This is a genomic window from Citrobacter sp. CK188, from assembly GCF_030333525.1.
GTDB classification, from domain to species: Bacteria; Pseudomonadota; Gammaproteobacteria; order Enterobacterales; family Enterobacteriaceae; genus Citrobacter_B; species Citrobacter_B koseri.
In genome coordinates this window covers 155066-173111 of record NZ_JAOWFU010000029.1, presented here as the reverse complement: position 1 = coordinate 173111, position 18046 = coordinate 155066, and the positions used below count along the sequence as shown (strand labels likewise).

At 55.0% G+C, this 18046-nt stretch carries 13 protein-coding genes; 10 read left to right on the top strand and 3 right to left on the bottom strand.

Annotated elements, in window-relative coordinates:
• Positions 1 to 98: 98 nt before the first annotated feature.
• The 6 genes from atoS (at position 99) to OGV67_RS06120 (ending at position 7351) form a co-directional block, all read left to right on the top strand.
• The gene (gene atoS, locus OGV67_RS06145; RefSeq protein WP_049011320.1) at positions 99 to 1925 is read left to right on the top strand and encodes a two-component system sensor histidine kinase AtoS; all 1827 of its coding nucleotides are present in this window, start codon (positions 99 to 101) and stop codon (positions 1923 to 1925) included.
• Positions 1922 to 3307, top strand: coding sequence for an acetoacetate metabolism transcriptional regulator AtoC (atoC, locus tag OGV67_RS06140; protein WP_101744037.1), 1386 nt, complete (start codon positions 1922 to 1924; stop codon positions 3305 to 3307). Before atoS ends, atoC begins: the two co-directional genes overlap by 4 nt.
• Before the next feature lie 197 nt (positions 3308 to 3504).
• Positions 3505 to 4167 carry an acetate CoA-transferase subunit alpha gene (gene atoD, locus OGV67_RS06135; protein ID WP_024130160.1) on the top strand — a complete coding sequence of 221 codons (663 nt, stop codon included), beginning with the start codon at positions 3505 to 3507 and terminating at the stop codon, positions 4165 to 4167.
• Positions 4167 to 4817 (top strand): 3-oxoacid CoA-transferase subunit B, encoded by a 651-nt coding sequence (locus tag OGV67_RS06130; protein WP_012131528.1) that lies wholly within the window; start codon positions 4167 to 4169, stop codon positions 4815 to 4817. The genes atoD and OGV67_RS06130 overlap by 1 nt, the downstream gene beginning before the upstream one ends.
• Positions 4814 to 6136, top strand: a complete 1323-nt coding sequence (locus OGV67_RS06125; RefSeq protein ID WP_012131527.1) for a TIGR00366 family protein — start codon at positions 4814 to 4816, stop codon at positions 6134 to 6136. Before OGV67_RS06130 ends, OGV67_RS06125 begins: the two co-directional genes overlap by 4 nt.
• A gap of 30 nt (positions 6137 to 6166) precedes the next feature.
• Positions 6167 to 7351 carry an acetyl-CoA C-acetyltransferase gene (locus tag OGV67_RS06120; RefSeq protein ID WP_012131525.1) on the top strand — a complete coding sequence of 395 codons (1185 nt, stop codon included), beginning with the start codon at positions 6167 to 6169 and terminating at the stop codon, positions 7349 to 7351.
• A 108-nt stretch (positions 7352 to 7459) separates the two neighbouring features.
• Here OGV67_RS06120 and gyrA read toward each other — a convergent pair whose 3' ends face one another.
• A complete protein-coding gene (gene gyrA / locus OGV67_RS06115; RefSeq protein ID WP_275155008.1) occupies positions 7460 to 10096 on the bottom strand; it encodes a DNA topoisomerase (ATP-hydrolyzing) subunit A in 2637 nt (878 codons plus the stop codon).
• 159 nt (positions 10097 to 10255) lie between these two features.
• Between gyrA and ubiG the strand changes: the two genes are divergently transcribed.
• From ubiG to yfaE, 4 genes are all read left to right on the top strand, one after another.
• Positions 10256 to 10984 carry a bifunctional 2-polyprenyl-6-hydroxyphenol methylase/3-demethylubiquinol 3-O-methyltransferase UbiG gene (gene ubiG / locus OGV67_RS06110; protein WP_012131523.1) on the top strand — a complete coding sequence of 243 codons (729 nt, stop codon included), beginning with the start codon at positions 10256 to 10258 and terminating at the stop codon, positions 10982 to 10984.
• Positions 10985 to 11579: 595 nt separating this feature from the next.
• Positions 11580 to 13865 carry a class 1a ribonucleoside-diphosphate reductase subunit alpha gene (gene nrdA / locus OGV67_RS06105; protein WP_058667741.1) on the top strand — a complete coding sequence of 762 codons (2286 nt, stop codon included), beginning with the start codon at positions 11580 to 11582 and terminating at the stop codon, positions 13863 to 13865.
• Positions 13866 to 13967: 102 nt separating this feature from the next.
• The gene (gene nrdB, locus OGV67_RS06100) at positions 13968 to 15098 is read left to right on the top strand and encodes a class Ia ribonucleoside-diphosphate reductase subunit beta (protein WP_012131521.1); all 1131 of its coding nucleotides are present in this window, start codon (positions 13968 to 13970) and stop codon (positions 15096 to 15098) included.
• Positions 15098 to 15352 (top strand): class I ribonucleotide reductase maintenance protein YfaE, encoded by a 255-nt coding sequence (yfaE, locus tag OGV67_RS06095; protein ID WP_012131520.1) that lies wholly within the window; start codon positions 15098 to 15100, stop codon positions 15350 to 15352. Before nrdB ends, yfaE begins: the two co-directional genes overlap by 1 nt.
• Positions 15353 to 15434: 82 nt before the next feature.
• Here the strand turns inward: yfaE and glpQ are convergent, their stop codons facing one another.
• Together glpQ and glpT are read right to left on the bottom strand one after the other, a co-directional pair.
• Positions 15435 to 16505, bottom strand: a complete 1071-nt coding sequence (glpQ, locus tag OGV67_RS06090; protein ID WP_012131519.1) for a glycerophosphodiester phosphodiesterase — start codon at positions 16503 to 16505, stop codon at positions 15435 to 15437.
• Between the two features lie 4 nt (positions 16506 to 16509).
• Entirely contained in the window at positions 16510 to 17868 is a 1359-nt protein-coding gene (glpT, locus tag OGV67_RS06085; RefSeq protein ID WP_286465106.1) for a glycerol-3-phosphate transporter, read from the bottom strand.
• Between the last annotated feature and the right edge of the window lie 178 nt (positions 17869 to 18046).

Genomic DNA, 18046 nt, shown 5'->3' with positions numbered 1-18046 from the left:
TGCCCTCTCTTTGCGGGAATATGATATACCGCTGAGAAACCTGCGCCTCAACCCCCGATAATTGGCGTTTGCCTGATAAAGACCACACGGATGTCAGCATGCGCTACCTGAGACGGCTTTACCCGCGACGCTTACGCAATCAAATGATACTGATGGCTATCCTGATGGTCATCGTGCCGACGCTCTCTATTGGTTATATCGTAGAAACCGAAGGCCGATCAGCGGTCTTATCTGAAAAAGAGAAAAAATTATCGGCTGTCGTGCATCTGCTTGATGAAGCGCTGGGCGACAGCTTCACCCAGCAGGAAAATCTGCCGCGCGATGAGCGTATCCGCGCGATGAATGCGCAGTTATCACCGGTCACTGAGCGTATCACCCGCGCGTTTCCGGGAATTGGCGCGGGCTATTACAATAAGGCGCTGGACGCCATTATCACCTACGCTCCTTCGGCACTGTATCAGAACAACGTCGGGGTCACTATCGCTCCCGATCATCCTGGCCGGGAGGTCATGAGTACCAACGCCCCGGTGGTATTTTCAGGCCGGCAGGTGCGCGGCGATATCCTCAACTCAATGATTCCGATAGCGCGGCATGGCGAGGTCATTGGTTATATCTGGGCGAATGAGTTGACCGAAGATATTCGCCGACAGGCCTGGAAAATGGATGTTCGTATTATTGCCGTTCTGGCGGCGGGGCTTATCAGCAGCCTGTTACTGATCATTCTCTTCTCACGCCGCCTGAGCGCCAATATCGATATCATTACTGAAGGCTTGCCTACTCTTGCGCAGAAAACGCCGGCCCAGTTACCCGATCTCCCCGGTGAACTGGGGCAAATCAGCCGCAGCGTCAACGCTCTGGCGCAGACACTGCGGGAAACCAAGACGCTGAACGATCTGATTATTGAGAACGCCGCCGATGGGGTTATCGCAATCGACAGACAAGGTAATGTCACCACGATGAATCCTGCCGCAGAGACCATCACGGGTTATACGCTGCATGAACTGGCCGGGCGCCCCTACTCAACGCTGTTCGCCGATCCTCATTTTTCCAGCCCTGTGCTTGACACTCTGGAGAACGGCACTGAACATCTGGCTCAGGAAGTCAGCTTCCCCGCGCGTGACCGGACAATTGAACTCAGCGTCACCACCAGTCGCATTCATAACGCTGACGGTGAGTTGATTGGCGCGCTGGTGATGTTTTCCGATTTAACCGCCCGTAAAGAGGCGCAGCGCCGTCTGGCGCAAACGGAGAGACTCGCCACGCTGGGTGAACTGATGGCAGGCGTGGCGCATGAAGTGCGCAACCCGCTCACCGCCATCCGGGGTTATGTGCAGATTATTCGCCAGCAAATCAATCTGCCTGTCCATCAGGAGTACCTGTCCGTCGTACTGAAAGAAATTGATTCTATTAATAAAGTCATCCAGCAACTATTGGACTTCTCCCGACCGCGACAAAGTCAGTGGCAGCAGGTATCCATTAATACACTGATCGAGGAGGCGTTGATCCTGGTGCAGACTTCCGGGGTGCAGGCGCGAATCAACTTCAACACGGAATTCAACGCCGCATTGCCCACGATCGTCGCCGATCGCGAACTGCTCAAACAGGTGCTCCTGAACATGCTTATCAACGCGGTGCAGGCGATAGGCGCGCGCGGCGAAATTCGTATCCGAACCTGGCGCTACACGACCACGCATCTGGCGATCGCCATTGAAGATAATGGCTGCGGTATTGACGTCGCTTTGCAGAAAAAAATCTTTGATCCGTTCTTCACCACCAAAGCGTCAGGAACCGGCCTCGGGCTGGCGTTAAGTCAGCGCATCATCAATGCGCATCAGGGCGACATATACGTTACCAGTATGCCCGGATGCGGCGCGACCTTTACCCTTATTTTACCGATTAACCCGCAGGAAACCTCGTCAGAATGAAAACTCGCTACCGTATTCTCATCGTTGATGACGAAGATAATGTTCGCCGTATGCTCGCCACCGCGTTTTCGCTGCAAGGGCATGAAACCCAGTGCGCCAGTAACGGTCAGACAGCGCTGCAACATTTTGCCGACACGCCGCCCGACGTGGTGCTGATGGACATCCGCATGCCGGAGATGAACGGCATTGAAGCGCTGAAAGTGATGCGCGCACAGCATCCACGGGTCCCCATTATTCTGATGACAGCCTACGCTGAAGTGGAAACCGCCGTAGAAGCACTGCGCAGCGGCGCATTTGATTATGTGATTAAACCGTTCGACCTCGATGAACTGAACTTATTGATTCAGCGGGCCTTGCAGCTCCAGGCCATGAAACAGGAGATCCGCAGCCTGCATCAGGCGCTGAGCACCAGCTGGCAATGGGGACATATCCTGACCAACAGTCCGGGGATGATGGATATCTGCAAAGATACCGCGAAAATCGCGCTTTCCCAGGCCAACGTGCTCATTAGCGGCGAAAGCGGCACTGGAAAAGAGTTGATCGCCCGCGCCATTCACTATAACTCACGCCGGGCAAACGGCCCCTTCATCAAGATTAACTGTGCGGCGCTGCCAGAATCACTGCTGGAAAGCGAACTGTTCGGCCACGAAAAAGGGGCGTTTACCGGCGCACAAACGCGACGCCAGGGGCTGTTTGAGCGCGCTCATCAGGGAACGCTGCTGCTGGACGAAATAGGCGAAATGCCACTGGTGTTACAGGCTAAGCTGCTGCGAATCCTCCAGGAGAGGGAGTTTGAACGCATTGGCGGGCATCAAACCATTCAGGTTGATATCCGCATTGTCGCCGCCACCAACCGGAATTTGCAGGAAATGGTGAAAGAAGGCACCTTTCGTGAAGATCTGTTTTATCGGCTGAATGTGATTCATCTGACGCTTCCTCCTTTGCGTGAGCGGCGGGAAGATATCCCCCTGTTGGCCAACCACTTTTTGCAGAAATTCAGCTCAGAAAACCAGCGGGATATTATTGAAATCGACCCTTCCGCCATGTCACTCCTCACCGCCTGGCCGTGGCCTGGTAATATCCGCGAATTATCCAATGTGATTGAGCGCGCGGTAGTGATGAACACCGGGGCGGTGATTTTTGCCGAAGACCTCCCTACCCAGTTCCGCCAGTCGGTGAGTCACGCCAGCGGAATAAAGCCAGCCCAACCCGGTGAACGGAACCTGAAAGAAGAGATTAAACGCGAAGAACGCCGAATCATTATGGAAGTTCTGGAGCAGCAGGAGGGAAACCGCACGCGCACCGCGTTAATGCTGGGCATCAGCCGACGCGCGTTGATGTACAAATTGCAGGAGTACGGCATCGATCCGGCAGGCCTCTGATACCAGAAGTTGCTATGCAGAATTTTGCACAGTGCGCAAAATTCTGCATAGCGCCTCACGCCCTCTCATCCCCCTTCCGTGAAAATTAATTTTTATATTCATCAGGTTAACCCTTCTCTTCCCGGTTTATTAATCCTGGCATCCCGCTTGCTATTCCCTTTGCGTACCCAAAATGGAGTATGCAAAAGGGAAACATAATGAAAACAAAACTGATTACCTTACAGAACGCCTCAGGCTTCTTTCGTGACGGCATGACCATCATGGTTGGCGGTTTTATGGGGGTAGGCACCCCGCCCCGCCTTGTTGAAGCCTTACTTGAATCCGGTGTCAGGGACCTGACGTTGATCGCCAACGATACCGCATTTGTCGATACCGGCATCGGCCCGCTTATTGTAAATGGCCGGGTGCGCAAGGTCATCGCCTCCCATATCGGCACCAACCCGGAAACGGGTCGGCGAATGATTGCCAAAGAGATGGAGGTTCAACTGGTTCCGCAAGGCACCCTGATTGAACAAATCCGCTGCGGCGGCGCCGGGCTGGGCGGTTTTCTGACCCCGACTGGCGTCGGCACCGTGGTTGAAGAGGGAAAGCAAACGCTTCAGCTCGATGGCAGAACCTGGCTGCTGGAGCGTCCACTGCGTGCAGATCTGGCGCTTATTCGAGCCCACTGCGCCGACCCGCTTGGTAACCTGACCTACCAGCTCAGTGCCCGTAATTTTAACCCCCTCATTGCTCTCGCCGCAGACATCACCCTGGTTGAGCCTGACGAAATGGTTGAAACAGGCGATCTACTGCCTGACCAGATTGTCACCCCCGGCGCCGTTATCGACCACATCGTTATTCCACAGGAGAGCAAATAATGGATGCTAAACAACGTATTGCGCGCCGCGTGGCGCAAGAGCTGCATGATGGCGACGTGGTTAACCTGGGAATTGGTTTGCCGACGATGGTCGCAAACTACCTGCCGGATGACATTCACATCACCCTGCAATCTGAGAACGGCTTTCTGGGACTGGGGCCGGTCACGACGGCCCACCCGGATCTGGTGAACGCTGGCGGTCAACCCTGTGGCATTTTGCCCGGCGCGGCAATGTTCGACAGCGCCATGTCGTTCGCATTGATTCGCGGGGGCCATGTTGACGCCTGCGTACTCGGCGGGCTACAGGTGGATGAGCAGGCAAACCTCGCCAACTGGGTGGTTCCCGGCAAAATGGTTCCCGGCATGGGGGGCGCAATGGATCTGGTCACCGGCGCGCGCAAAGTGATCATTGCAATGGAACATTGCGCGAAAGACGGCTCGGCGAAAATTCTGCGCCAGTGCACCATGCCGCTCACCGCCCAGCACGCGGTGCATATGCTGGTTACCGAACTGGCTGTATTTCGCTTTATCGACGGCAAGATGTGGCTGACAGAAATCGCCGAAGGGTGTGATTTGGAAACCCTGCGGGCAAAAACTGAAGCGCACTTTGAGGTTGCGGCCGATCTGGTCATTCAGAGAGGTGACGCATGATTGGGCGTATTTCACGCTTTATGACGCGGGTCGTCAGCCGCTGGCTTCCTGATCCGCTGATCTTCGCAATGCTGTTAACCCTGCTGACGTTCGGGATCGCTCTCTGGCTGACGCCGCAAACGCCGGTCAGTATGGTGAGGTTCTGGGGCGACGGCTTCTGGAACCTGCTGGCTTTCGGTATGCAAATGGCGCTGATTATCGTGACGGGCCACGCCCTGGCCAGTTCCGGCCCGGTTAAAAGCCTGTTGCGTACCGCCGCTTCAGCCGCTAAGACGCCCGCCCAGGGCGTCATGCTGGTGACCTTCTTTGGCTCGGTCGCCTGCGTGATCAACTGGGGCTTTGGTCTGGTGGTCGGCGCAATGTTTGCCCGTGAAGTGGCCCGTCGCGTGCCGGGTTCCGATTATCCGCTGCTTATCGCCTGCGCCTATATCGGTTTTCTCACCTGGGGCGGCGGCTTCTCTGGCTCTATGCCCCTGCTGGCCGCAACGCCAGGCAACCCGGTAGAACACGTCGCGGGGTTGATTCCGGTTAGCGATACTCTGTTCACCGGGTTCAATATTTTCATCACGCTCGGCCTCATCGTGGTGATGCCGTTTATTACCCGGATGATGACGCCAAAACCCTCCGACGTGGTCAGCATCGATCCGAAACTGCTGCTGGAAGAGGCTGATTTTCAGAAGAAATTGCCGGCTGACGCGCCACCGTCGGAAAAACTGGAAGAGAGCCGCATTCTCGCGCTGATCATTGGCGCATTAGGGATTGCCTATCTGGGGCTTTACTTCGCCGAGAAGGGATTCAACATCACCATCAATACCGTCAATCTGATGTTTATGATCGCCGGTCTGCTGCTGCACAAAACGCCAATGGCCTACATGCGCGCCATCAGCGCCGCAGCGCGCAGTACCGCCGGTATTCTGGTGCAGTTCCCCTTCTACGCCGGGATCCAACTGATGATGGAACACTCCGGCCTCGGTGGCCTTATCACTGAATTCTTCATCAACGTCGCCAACAAAGACACCTTCCCGGTGATGACCTTTTTCAGCTCTGCGCTGATTAACTTTGCCGTGCCATCAGGTGGCGGCCACTGGGTTATCCAGGGGCCATTTGTCATGCCTGCGGCTCAGGCGCTGGGGGCGGATCTCGGCAAGTCAGTCATGGCAATCGCCTACGGTGAACAGTGGATGAATATGGCGCAGCCATTCTGGGCGCTGCCCGCCCTGGCAATCGCCGGACTCGGGGTACGCGACATTATGGGCTACTGCATCACCGCCCTGCTCTTCTCCGGGATCATTTTTGTCATCGGTTTGACCTTTTTCTGACGGCAACCACGCACTTTTAAGGAACAGAAGATGAAAAACTGTGTCATCGTCAGCGCGGCGCGTACCGCAATCGGCAGTTTTAACGGCGCACTGGCAACCACCAGCGCCATCGACCTTGGCGCCACCGTGATTAAAGCGGCGCTTGAACGCGCGCAGCTCGACCCGCAACGGGTGGATGAAGTGATTATGGGCAATGTGCTACAGGCTGGTCTTGGGCAAAACCCGGCGCGTCAGGCACTGCTCAAAAGCGGCCTCGCAGAGACGGTCTGCGGCTTTACCGTTAACAAAGTATGCGGCTCCGGCCTCAAAAGCGTGGCGCTTGCCGCACAGGCGATTCAGGCCGGACAGGCACAGGCGATTGTCGCAGGCGGTATGGAAAATATGAGCCAGGCGCCGTATCTGCTGGATGCCAAAGCCCGCTGGGGCTATCGCCTTGGCGACGGACAGCTCTCCGATGTGATCCTGCGCGACGGTCTGATCTGCGCCACTCACGGCTACCATATGGGGATCACGGCAGAAAACGTCGCCCGGGAATACGGCATCAGCCGGGAGATGCAGGATGAGCTGGCGCTGCTCTCACAGCGCAAAGCCGTTGCCGCTATTGATTCCGGCGCATTCCAGGCCGAAATTGTGCCGGTTAGCGTCACATCCCGTAAGAAAACCGTGGTGTTTGAGCGCGACGAGTTTCCGAAAGCCGATTCAACGGCGGAAGGTCTTGCAGCATTACGCCCGGCCTTCGACAAGGCGGGTACGGTAACGGCAGGAAACGCCTCTGGGATCAATGACGGCGCAGCAGCGCTGGTAGTGATGGAAGAATCCGCAGCGCTGGCGGCGGGCCTGACCCCACTGGCTCGTATCAAAGCCTATGCCAGCGGCGGCGTCGCCCCGGCGTTAATGGGGATGGGGCCGGTTCCCGCCACGCAGAAGGCGCTGCAACTGAGCGGTTTAACGCTTTCGGATATCGATCTGATCGAAGCCAACGAGGCGTTTGCCGCACAGTTCCTTGCCGTAGGTAAGACGCTCGGTTTTGATCCGCAGAAGGTGAACGTCAACGGTGGGGCTATCGCCCTGGGACACCCCATCGGCGCCAGCGGCGCGCGTATTCTGGTGACGCTGCTGCACGCCCTCTCTGCACACGATAAAACGCTCGGGCTGGCCACGCTCTGCATCGGCGGCGGTCAGGGTATTGCGATGATAGTGGAAAGGATGAATTAAGGATTTGCGCCTTTGCCGGGTGGCGGCCTGATAAGGCGTTTACGCCGCCATCCGGCAAAAAAAAGGAGGCGCAATGGCCTCCTTTCACACACGATTTACAACGCCGAATTACTCGTCAGCGTCATCCGCTGCATCGTCATCGGTTTCCGCTTCCGGGGCGATATCCTCGTCCCCTTCCGCTACGCTGCCGTCGATGGAGTCGAGTTCCTCATCATCCACCGGCTCAGCAACACGTTGCAGACCCACCACGTTTTCATCTTCCGCCGTGCGGATGAGGATTACGCCCTGGGTGTTACGGCCAACGACGCTGATTTCCGATACGCGGGTACGAACCAGCGTACCGGCATCGGTGATCATCATGATCTGGTCGGCATCATCCACCTGTACCGCGCCAACAACGGAACCGTTGCGCTCGGTGACTTTAATGGAGATAACGCCCTGCGTGCCACGAGACTTGGTTGGGTATTCGCCTTCCGCCGTACGTTTACCGTAACCATTCTGCGTCACGGTCAGGATAGCGCCTTCACCACGCGGAATAATCAGGGAAACGACGCTGTCTTCGCCCGCCAGTTTGATGCCACGTACGCCGGTCGCGGTACGACCCATCGCACGAACGGCATCTTCTTTAAAGCGCACCACTTTACCGGCAGCGGAGAACAGCATGACTTCGTCGGAACCGGAGGTCAGATCCACGCCGATCAGCTCGTCGCCTTCGTTCAGGTTCACCGCGATGATACCGGCGGAACGCGGACGGCTGAACTCGGTCAGCGCCGTTTTCTTCACCGTACCGCTGGCGGTCGCCATAAAGACGTTAACGCCCTCTTCGTACTCGCGTACCGGCAGAATGGCGGTGATACGTTCATCGGCTTCCAGCGGCAGCAGGTTGACGATCGGACGGCCACGCGCGCCACGGCTCGCTTCCGGCAACTGATAGACCTTCATCCAGTACAGACGGCCACGGCTGGAGAAGCAGAGGATCGTGTCGTGGGTGTTAGCCACCAGCAGACGGTCGATAAAGTCTTCTTCTTTTATACGCGCGGCAGATTTACCTTTCCCGCCACGACGTTGCGCTTCGTAATCGGTCAGCGGCTGATATTTGACGTAACCCTGGTGAGACAGCGTTACAACCACATCTTCCTGGCTGATCAGATCTTCGATATTAATATCGGCGCTGTTAGCGGTGATTTCAGTGCGACGCTCATCGCCAAACTGATCGCGGATCAGTTCCATCTCTTCGCGAATCACTTCCATCAGACGATCGGCGCTGCCCAGAATGTGCAGCAGTTCTGCGATCTGTTCCAGCAGCTCTTTGTACTCGTCGAGCAGTTTTTCATGCTCCAGGCCGGTCAGTTTCTGCAAGCGCAGATCCAGAATCGCCTGTGCCTGTTGTTCAGTCAGGTAATACTGACCATCACGCACGCCAAACTCCGGCTCCAGCCACTCAGGACGGGCAGCATCATCACCGGCGCGTTCCAGCATAGACGCCACGTTGCCCAGATCCCATGAACGGGAGATTAACGCCGCTTTTGCCTCTGCCGGCGTTGGCGCACGGCGGATCATCTCGATGATCGGATCGATGTTCGCCAGCGCAATCGCCAACGCTTCAAGGATATGCGCGCGATCGCGGGCTTTACGCAGTTCGAAAATAGTACGGCGCGTCACCACTTCGCGGCGGTGACGCACGAACGCGGAAATGATCTCTTTCAGGTTCATGATCTTCGGCTGGCCGTGGTGCAGCGCAACCATGTTGATACCGAAAGAAACCTGCAACTGGGTCTGGGAATAAAGGTTGTTAAGCACCACTTCCCCGACGGCATCGCGTTTCACTTCAATCACGATGCGCATCCCGTCTTTATCAGACTCGTCGCGCAGCGCGCTGATGCCTTCAACGCGTTTGTCTTTCACCAGTTCAGCGATTTTCTCGATCAGGCGCGCTTTGTTCACCTGGTACGGAATTTCATGAACGATGATGGTTTCGCGGCCGGTTTTCGCATCAGCTTCCACTTCCGCGCGAGCGCGAATGTACACTTTCCCGCGACCGGTACGATAGGCTTCTTCAATACCTCGACGACCGTTGATGATCGCGGCGGTCGGGAAGTCCGGGCCAGGAATGTATTCCATCAGCCCTTCAATGCTGATGTCTTCATCATCGATATACGCCAGGCAACCGTTGATCACTTCCTTCAGGTTGTGCGGCGGGATGTTGGTGGCCATACCTACCGCGATACCGGACGAGCCGTTTACCAGCAGGTTAGGAATTTTGGTCGGCATGACGTCAGGAATTTTTTCCGTACCGTCATAGTTGTCAACGAAATCCACCGTCTCTTTTTCGAGATCGGCCATCAGTTCATGGGCAATCTTCGCCAGACGGATTTCCGTATAACGCATTGCCGCGGCAGAGTCGCCGTCGATAGAACCAAAGTTGCCCTGACCATCCACCAGCATGTAACGCAGCGAGAAAGGCTGCGCCATACGGACGATAGTGTCGTACACCGCGAAATCACCATGAGGATGGTATTTACCGATTACGTCACCAACAACACGGGCAGATTTTTTATAGGCTTTATTCCAGTCATTGCCCAATACGTTCATGGCGTATAGTACGCGACGGTGTACCGGCTTCAGGCCATCTCGGACATCCGGCAGCGCACGGCCAACAATGACCGACATCGCATAATCCAGATAAGAGCTCTTCAGCTCTTCCTCAATGTTGACCGGTGTAATTTCTCTCGCAAGGTCGCTCATCTAACCGCTATCCCTCTACTGTATCCCGGATTCAAAGGTCGCAAATTATAACACAATCGCAATGAGACAGGTAAATGGAATGGTCTTCTACGGAGGCTTTATTCATCCCGTCGTGCTGATATACTCAGGCGACTTGCCAAATAAGGAGTAAAAGCGCCAATGAATGCCGAAAAACCCCCGGTGACGCATAACGTTGATCACGAAGAAATCGCCAAATTTGAAGCTGTCGCGTCACGCTGGTGGGATCTTGAGGGTGAATTTAAGCCTCTGCACCGCATTAACCCGCTGCGCCTGGGCTACATTGCCGAGCGTTCCGGCGGCCTGTTCGGCAAAAAGGTGCTCGACGTTGGCTGCGGCGGCGGCATTCTGGCTGAGAGCATGGCGCGTGAAGGTGCGACGGTAACGGGCCTGGATATGGGCTTTGAGCCTTTGCAGGTCGCGAAACTGCACGCGCTGGAAAGCGGTATTCAGGTTGATTACGTGCAGGAGACGGTTGAAGAGCACGCGGCGAAACATGCGCACCAGTACGACGTCGTGACCTGTATGGAGATGCTGGAGCACGTACCGGACCCGCAATCGGTCGTCAGGGCCTGTGCGCAATTAGTTAAACCGGGCGGTGAAGTCTTTTTCTCGACCCTTAATCGCAACGGCAAGTCGTGGCTGATGGCGGTGGTAGGAGCGGAGTATATTTTACGCATGGTGCCGAAAGGCACGCACGATGTGAAAAAATTTATTAAGCCTGCGGAGTTGCTGAACTGGGTCGATCAGACCGTGTTGAAAGAGCGTCACATGACCGGGCTGCACTACAATCCGATTACCAACACCTTCAAGCTCGGGCCGGGCGTTGATGTTAACTATATGGTTCACACTACCGCACAAGTTGACTAACTGCGTCTGTAGGCCGGATAAGGCGTTTACGCCGCCATCCGGCAATTTTGCCCGGGGCGCTGCGCTTGCCGGGCCTACAAACCATCACAGGCCGGATAAGGTGTTTATGCCGCTATCCGGCAATTTTGCCCGGGGCGCTACGCTTGCCGGGCCTACAAACCATCACAGGCCGGATAAGGCGTTTACGCCGCCATCCGGCAATTTGCCCGGGGCGCTGCGCTTGCCGGGCCTACGCATCGCCTACCAATCCTGAGTAGGATCGTCGGGGCAATTTTTGCGCCAGATCATAAGAACTTTTCCTGCCTTAGATGAAGAAATCAGCACTCGATCAAATTTTCATTTTTTTTTATGAATTATTGACATGCCCTCCAGGCCTTATAAGACGCGCACTTAGCGATTATCACCCTTTTGCAACCTCAATTTAACCTCAAAATCAACTCTTGTACTGAAAAGAATCCCTACTAGAATACTCACCATATAGCGTTTCATTTATCAGTTACCCCCTATATATAGTATTTATCCACAGACTTAGTCACAACGTGGCATTGTGGATAAACGGGGGATATTTTTTCTTTCACGGACAGGTAAAACCCACATGAATCAGAGTCTGCTGGTGACAAAGCGTGATGGTCGTACTGAACGCATCAATCTCGACAAAATCCATCGAGTTCTGGATTGGGCGGCAGAAGGACTGAATAACGTATCCATCTCCCAGGTTGAACTGCGTTCTCATATCCAGTTCTACGACGGCATCAAGACGTCCGATATCCATGAGACCATCATTAAGGCCGCTGCCGACCTGATCTCCCGCGATGCGCCGGATTATCAGTACCTGGCCGCGCGCCTGGCGATTTTCCACCTGCGTAAAAAGGCTTACGGCGAGTTCGAACCGCCAGCGCTTTACGATCATGTAGTGAAAATGGTTGAGCTGGGTAAATACGACAATCATCTGCTGGAAGACTACACGGAAGAAGAGTTCAAGCAGATGGATTCGTTCATCGTACACGACCGTGATATGACCTTCTCCTACGCTGCCGTTAAGCAGCTGGAAGGTAAATATCTGGTACAGAACCGTGTAACCGGCGAGATTTATGAAAGCGCGCAGTTCCTTTATATTCTGGTTGCCGCTTGCCTGTTCTCTAACTATCCGCGTGAAACCCGTCTCGACTACGTGAAACGTTTCTACGATGCGGTTTCTACATTCAAAATTTCTCTGCCGACGCCAATCATGTCCGGCGTGCGCACCCCGACTCGTCAGTTCAGCTCCTGCGTGCTGATCGAGTGCGGCGACAGCCTGGACTCTATTAACGCCACCTCCAGCGCGATCGTGAAATATGTTTCTCAGCGTGCCGGTATCGGCATCAACGCCGGTCGTATTCGCGCGCTGGGTAGCCCGATTCGCGGCGGCGAAGCGTTCCACACCGGCTGTATTCCGTTCTACAAACACTTCCAGACGGCGGTGAAATCCTGCTCTCAGGGCGGCGTGCGCGGCGGTGCGGCGACGCTGTTCTACCCGATGTGGCATCTGGAAGTGGAAAGCCTGCTGGTACTGAAGAACAACCGCGGCGTGGAAGGCAACCGCGTGCGTCACATGGACTACGGCGTACAGATCAACAAGCTGATGTACACCCGCCTGCTGAAAGGTGAAGACATCACCCTGTTCAGCCCGTCCGACGTTCCGGGTCTGTACGACGCTTTCTTCGCCGATCAGGACGAGTTCGAGCGTCTGTACACCAAATACGAAAAAGACGACAGCATTCGTAAGCAGCGCGTGAAAGCCGTGGATCTGTTCTCGCTGATGATGCAGGAACGCGCATCAACTGGCCGTATCTACATTCAGAACGTGGATCACTGCAACACCCACAGCCCGTTTGATGCGCAGGTTGCGCCGGTACGCCAGTCCAACCTGTGCCTGGAAATCGCCCTGCCGACCAAACCGCTGATGGACGTTAACGACGAAAACGGTGAAATCGCGCTGTGTACGCTTTCCGCCTTCAACCTGGGCGCAATTAACAGCCTGGAAGAACTGGAAGAGCTGGCGGTGCTGGCGGTACGCGCGCTGGATGCGCTGCTGGATTACCAGGATTACCCTATTCCGGCGGCTAAACGCGGCGCAATGGGCCGCCGTACGCTGGGTATCGGCGTGATTAATTACGCTTACTATCTGGCGAAACACGGCGTGCGTTACTCTGACGGCAGCGCGAACAACCTGACGCACAAAACGTTTGAAGCCATTCAGTACTATCTGCTGAAGGCCTCTAACGAGCTGGCGAAAGAGCAAGGCGCATGCCCGTGGTTTAATGAAACCACTTACGCTCAGGGCATTCTGCCGATCGACACCTACAAAAAAGATCTGGATGCGATCGCCAACGAAGCGCTGCACTACAACTGGGAAGCGCTTCGTGAGTCCATCAAAACGCACGGTCTGCGTAACTCCACGCTTTCCGCCCTGATGCCGTCTGAGACCTCTTCGCAGATCTCCAACGCCACTAACGGTATTGAACCGCCGCGCGGCCATGTCAGCATCAAAGCGTCGAAAGATGGCGTACTGCGCCAGGTGGTGCCGGATTACGAAGGGCTGAAAGACCGCTATGAGCTGCTGTGGGAAATGCCGAGCAACGACGGCTACCTGCAACTGGTCGGTATCATGCAGAAATTCATCGACCAGGCGATTTCAGCCAACACCAACTACGATCCGACGCGCTTCCCGTCTGGTAAAGTACCGATGCAGCAATTGCTGAAAGATCTGCTCACCGCCTATAAATTTGGCGTGAAAACCCTGTACTATCACAACACCCGTGACGGTGCGGAAGATGCGCAGGACGATCTGGTGCCGTCTATTCAGGACGATGGCTGCGAAAGCGGCGCATGTAAGATCTAAGTTATTTTTGCCGGGTAGCGCTACGCTTACCCGGCCTACGGTTTTGTAGGCCCGGCAAACGAAGTACCGCCGGGCGATACAATCTCAACAGGACTCACTTCAATGGCATACACCACTTTTTCACAGACGAAAAACGACCAACTCAAAGAGCCGATGTTCTTTGGCCAGCCGGTCAACGTGGCACGCTACGACCAGCAAAAATATGACATCTTCGAAAAACTGATCGAAAAACAACTCTCCTTCTTCTGGCGCCCGGAAGAAGTTGACGTTTCACGCGATCGTATCGATTTCCAGTCATTGCCGGAACACGAAAAGCATATTTTCATCAGCAACCTGAAGTACCAGACGCTGCTGGACTCCATTCAGGGACGTAGCCCGAACGTGGCATTACTGCCGCTGATCTCCATCCCGGAGCTGGAAACCTGGGTAGAAACCTGGGCGTTTTCTGAGACGATCCATTCGCGCTCGTATACCCATATCATCCGCAACATCGTTAACGATCCGGCGGTGGTATTTGACGACATCGTCACCAACGAACAAATTCAGAAGCGCGCGGAAGGCATTTCTCACTACTACGATGAGCTGATTGAAATGACCAGCTACTGGCATCTGCTGGGGGAAGGTACGCACAACGTGAACGGCAAAACCGTCACCGTGAACCTGCGTGCGCTGAAAAAACAGCTCTACCTGTGCCTGATGAGCGTTAACGCGCTGGAAGCGATTCGTTTCTACGTCAGCTTCGCCTGCTCCTTCGCTTTCGCGGAACGTAAGCTGATGGAAGGTAACGCCAAAATCATCCGTCTGATTGCCCGCGACGAAGCGCTGCACCTGACCGGCACGCAGCATATGCTGAACCTGCTGCGTAGCGGCATAGACGATCCAGAAATGGCGGAAATCGCCGAAGAGAGCAAGCAGGCGTGCTATGACCTGTTTGTACAGGCCGCGCAGCAAGAAAAAGAGTGGGCGGATTACCTGTTCCGCGACGGTTCCATGATCGGCCTGAACAAAGATATTCTGTGCCAGTACGTCGAGTACATCACCAATATCCGTATGCAGGCGGTCGGCCTGGAGCTGCCGTTCCAGACGCGCTCCAACCCGATCCCGTGGATCAACACCTGGCTGGTTTCCGATAACGTCCAGGTGGCGCCGCAGGAAGTGGAGGTCAGTTCTTACCTGGTCGGCCAGATTGACTCGGAAGTTGATACCGACGATCTGAGTAATTTCCAGCTCTGATGGGACGCGTGACGCTACGTCTTTCCGGCACCGAAGTGCTGTGTCGGGAAGAACACCCTTCTCTGCTGGTGGCGCTTGAGGCGCATCAGGTTGAAGTGGAGTATCAGTGTCGTGCGGGCTATTGCGGCTCCTGCCGCTGCCGTCTGGTCGCAGGCCAGGTTGACTGGCTGACCGAACCGCTGGCTTTTATCAGCGAAGGGGAAATTTTGCCCTGCTGTTGCAGGGCAAAAGGCGATATTGAGATAGAGATGTAGCCTTGTCGGATGGCGCTACGCTTACCCGACCTACAAAACCGCAGTTCACAGGCCGGGTAAGGCGAAGCCGCCACCCGGCTTTTTAGTGCTTATCCTTCAAAAACACCACCGCTTTATCCGGGAAATCGGTGAACAATCCATCCACACCCGCCTTGTTGTACAGGATGTCATAAAGCTGATTAACATCCGTGGCGTAGTCAGGAAGCTGATCGGCGCGTACGGTGTAAGGGTGTACCACCATCTTGTTCTGCTGCGCCTCTTTCACCATGCCGGTCAGCGTGATATGCCCGACCTTCGATTTTTCATCAATCAGCATATGGTAGTCCGGGCCGATCCCGTCAGCATAGCTGGCGATTTCTTTCATCGCGCCAGGCTTGAACATCCAGTCGTAGTTATAGTTAACCCAACTGCCGTCCGGCTGTTTTTGCTGAGTTTCATTCCAGTCGGTATACGCAATCAACTGCACCAGATTGAGATCCATCCCTCTCTTCGGTTCCAGCTCATTCTTAATGCGCTTCAGCTCCGCGGCATCGAAACACTGCAAATAAACGTTATCTTTTTTACCGGTATAACCATACTTTTTCAGCACATCCAGCGTCTTAGCCGCAATATCCTTCCCTTCCTGATGATGGAACCACGGCGCTTTGATTTCTGGATAAATACCGATATTTTTTCCGGTCGAATGATTCAGCCCCTGAACAAACTCAATCTCTTCCTCAAAGGTATGCACGCGGAAATCTGATTTTCCCATCGGGAAACGGCCAGGGTAAGTCTGTACTTTCTTGCCGTTCTCAATATCAAAACCTTCGGTGAACTTCAGGGATTTAATTTCATCCAGTGTGAAATCAATGGCGTAGTAACGCCCGTCCTTGCGGGCGCGATTCGGAAAACGTTCGGCAACGTCGGTAACCCGATCAAGGTAGTGGTCATGCAGGACGACCAGATGGTCGTCCTTCGTCATCACTAAATCCTGCTCCAGATAATCGGCGCCCTGCGCATACGCCATCGCTTTCGCTGGCAGTGTGTGCTCCGGCAGATAGCCGCTGGCGCCACGGTGCGCAATCACGATTTTATCCGCAGCGATTGCCGCGCTGCTCACGACCATACCCGCCAGCATCAATGCCACGCTGAGATTTTTCAGTGTCGTCTTCATTCACTTAAGCTCCGTTGCGTTTCAACATCAGCTCTTCATGGTGGCGTTTTTCACCAATCATCACGATAATCAGCAGGATAACCGCCAGAACGCTGCCGCCGATCATCACCATGAAGCCGCCGTCCCAGCCGAAGAAGTCAACGGTATAGCCAACAATGGCGCTCGCCGCGACGGAACCGCCGAGATAACCAAACAGGCCGGTGAAGCCCGCCGCCGTACCTGCCGCTTTTTTCGGCGCCAGTTCCAGCGCGTGCAGGCCAATCAGCATGACCGGGCCATAAATCAGGAAGCCGATAACGATCATACAGGCCATATCCACGGTCGGATTTCCTGGAGGGTTCAGCCAGTAAACAACTGTGGCAATGGTCACCAGCGTCATAAAGAACACGCCCGTTGCGCCACGGTTGCCACGGAACACTTTATCCGACATCCAGCCGCACAGCAGCGTACCCGGGATACCGGCATATTCGTACAAGAAATACGCCCAGGACGATTTATCCAGCGCAAAGTGTTTCACTTCTCTCAGGTAGGTCGGCGACCAGTCGAGGATGCCGTAACGCAGCAGGTAAACGAACACGTTAGCAATCGCGATGTACCACAACAGTTTGTTCGGCAGCACGTACTGCATAAAGATCTGTTTTGCAGTCAGCTCTTCTTCCGCTTTTTCGTTGTAATCATCCGGGTAGTCGTTTTTGTACTCTTCAATCGGCGGCAGACCGCAGGACTGCGGCGTATCGCGCATCAGCGCGAAAGCGAAAATCGCCACCAGGATCGCACCAAACGCCGGCATGTAGAGCGCGGCTTTCCAGTCATTAAACCAGGCCATCCCCAGCAGGAACAGCAGCGGAGGAATACCGCCGCCAACGTTATGCGCGCAGTTCCAGACGGAGACGATACCGCCACGTTCTTTCTGTGACCACCAGTGCACCATTGTACGACCGCACGGCGGCCACCCCATTCCCTGGAACCAGCCGCAGAGGAACAGCAGCACGAACATCACGGCAATGCTGGACGTGGCCCACGGCACAAAGCCCATAAACAACATCACGGCCGCCGCCAGAATCAACCCTGCGGGCAGGAAAACGCGCGGATTCGAGCGGTCAGAGACCGACCCCATGATAAATTTCGAAAAACCATAGGCGATGGAGATCCCGGACAGCGCAAAACCCAGATCGCCGCGCGAGAATCCCTGCTCTACCAGGTAAGGCATCGCCAGCGCAAAGTTCTTACGCACCAGATAGTAAGCGGCATAACCAAAGAAAATCCCCAGGAAAATCTGCCAGCGCAGCCGACGATATGCCGGATCAATCTCCGCTGCTGGCAAGCGCGTTTTATGTTGCGCAGGTTTAAAAATACTTAACATATGTAGCCTCCGTGGCCGTGTCTTATTAGAGGTAAACACCGCAGTTCGTTTAACTAACCAACCTCGCTGCTCCCAGTGTGGGCGCGATGTTAAGTAAAGATACCTGTCGTTAATGTGAATTACAGCACAGATTGTTACACATTTATGACAAATGTTCAGAAAAGCGCACGAAATCACG

What these genes read in the sequence shown, in the direction of transcription:
- atoS (WP_049011320.1), top strand. Translation starts at nt 99, where the DNA reads ATGCGCTACCTGAGACGGCTTTACCCGCGACGCTTACGCAATCAAATG.
- atoC (WP_101744037.1), top strand. Translation starts at nt 1,922, where the DNA reads ATGAAAACTCGCTACCGTATTCTCATCGTTGATGACGAAGATAATGTT.
- atoD (WP_024130160.1), top strand. Translation starts at nt 3,505, where the DNA reads ATGAAAACAAAACTGATTACCTTACAGAACGCCTCAGGCTTCTTTCGT.
- OGV67_RS06130 (WP_012131528.1), top strand. Translation starts at nt 4,167, where the DNA reads ATGGATGCTAAACAACGTATTGCGCGCCGCGTGGCGCAAGAGCTGCAT.
- OGV67_RS06125 (WP_012131527.1), top strand. Translation starts at nt 4,814, where the DNA reads ATGATTGGGCGTATTTCACGCTTTATGACGCGGGTCGTCAGCCGCTGG.
- OGV67_RS06120 (WP_012131525.1), top strand. Translation starts at nt 6,167, where the DNA reads ATGAAAAACTGTGTCATCGTCAGCGCGGCGCGTACCGCAATCGGCAGT.
- gyrA (WP_275155008.1), bottom strand. Translation starts at nt 10,096, where the DNA reads ATGAGCGACCTTGCGAGAGAAATTACACCGGTCAACATTGAGGAAGAG.
- ubiG (WP_012131523.1), top strand. Translation starts at nt 10,256, where the DNA reads ATGAATGCCGAAAAACCCCCGGTGACGCATAACGTTGATCACGAAGAA.
- nrdA (WP_058667741.1), top strand. Translation starts at nt 11,580, where the DNA reads ATGAATCAGAGTCTGCTGGTGACAAAGCGTGATGGTCGTACTGAACGC.
- nrdB (WP_012131521.1), top strand. Translation starts at nt 13,968, where the DNA reads ATGGCATACACCACTTTTTCACAGACGAAAAACGACCAACTCAAAGAG.
- yfaE (WP_012131520.1), top strand. Translation starts at nt 15,098, where the DNA reads ATGGGACGCGTGACGCTACGTCTTTCCGGCACCGAAGTGCTGTGTCGG.
- glpQ (WP_012131519.1), bottom strand. Translation starts at nt 16,505, where the DNA reads ATGAAGACGACACTGAAAAATCTCAGCGTGGCATTGATGCTGGCGGGT.
- glpT (WP_286465106.1), bottom strand. Translation starts at nt 17,868, where the DNA reads ATGTTAAGTATTTTTAAACCTGCGCAACATAAAACGCGCTTGCCAGCA.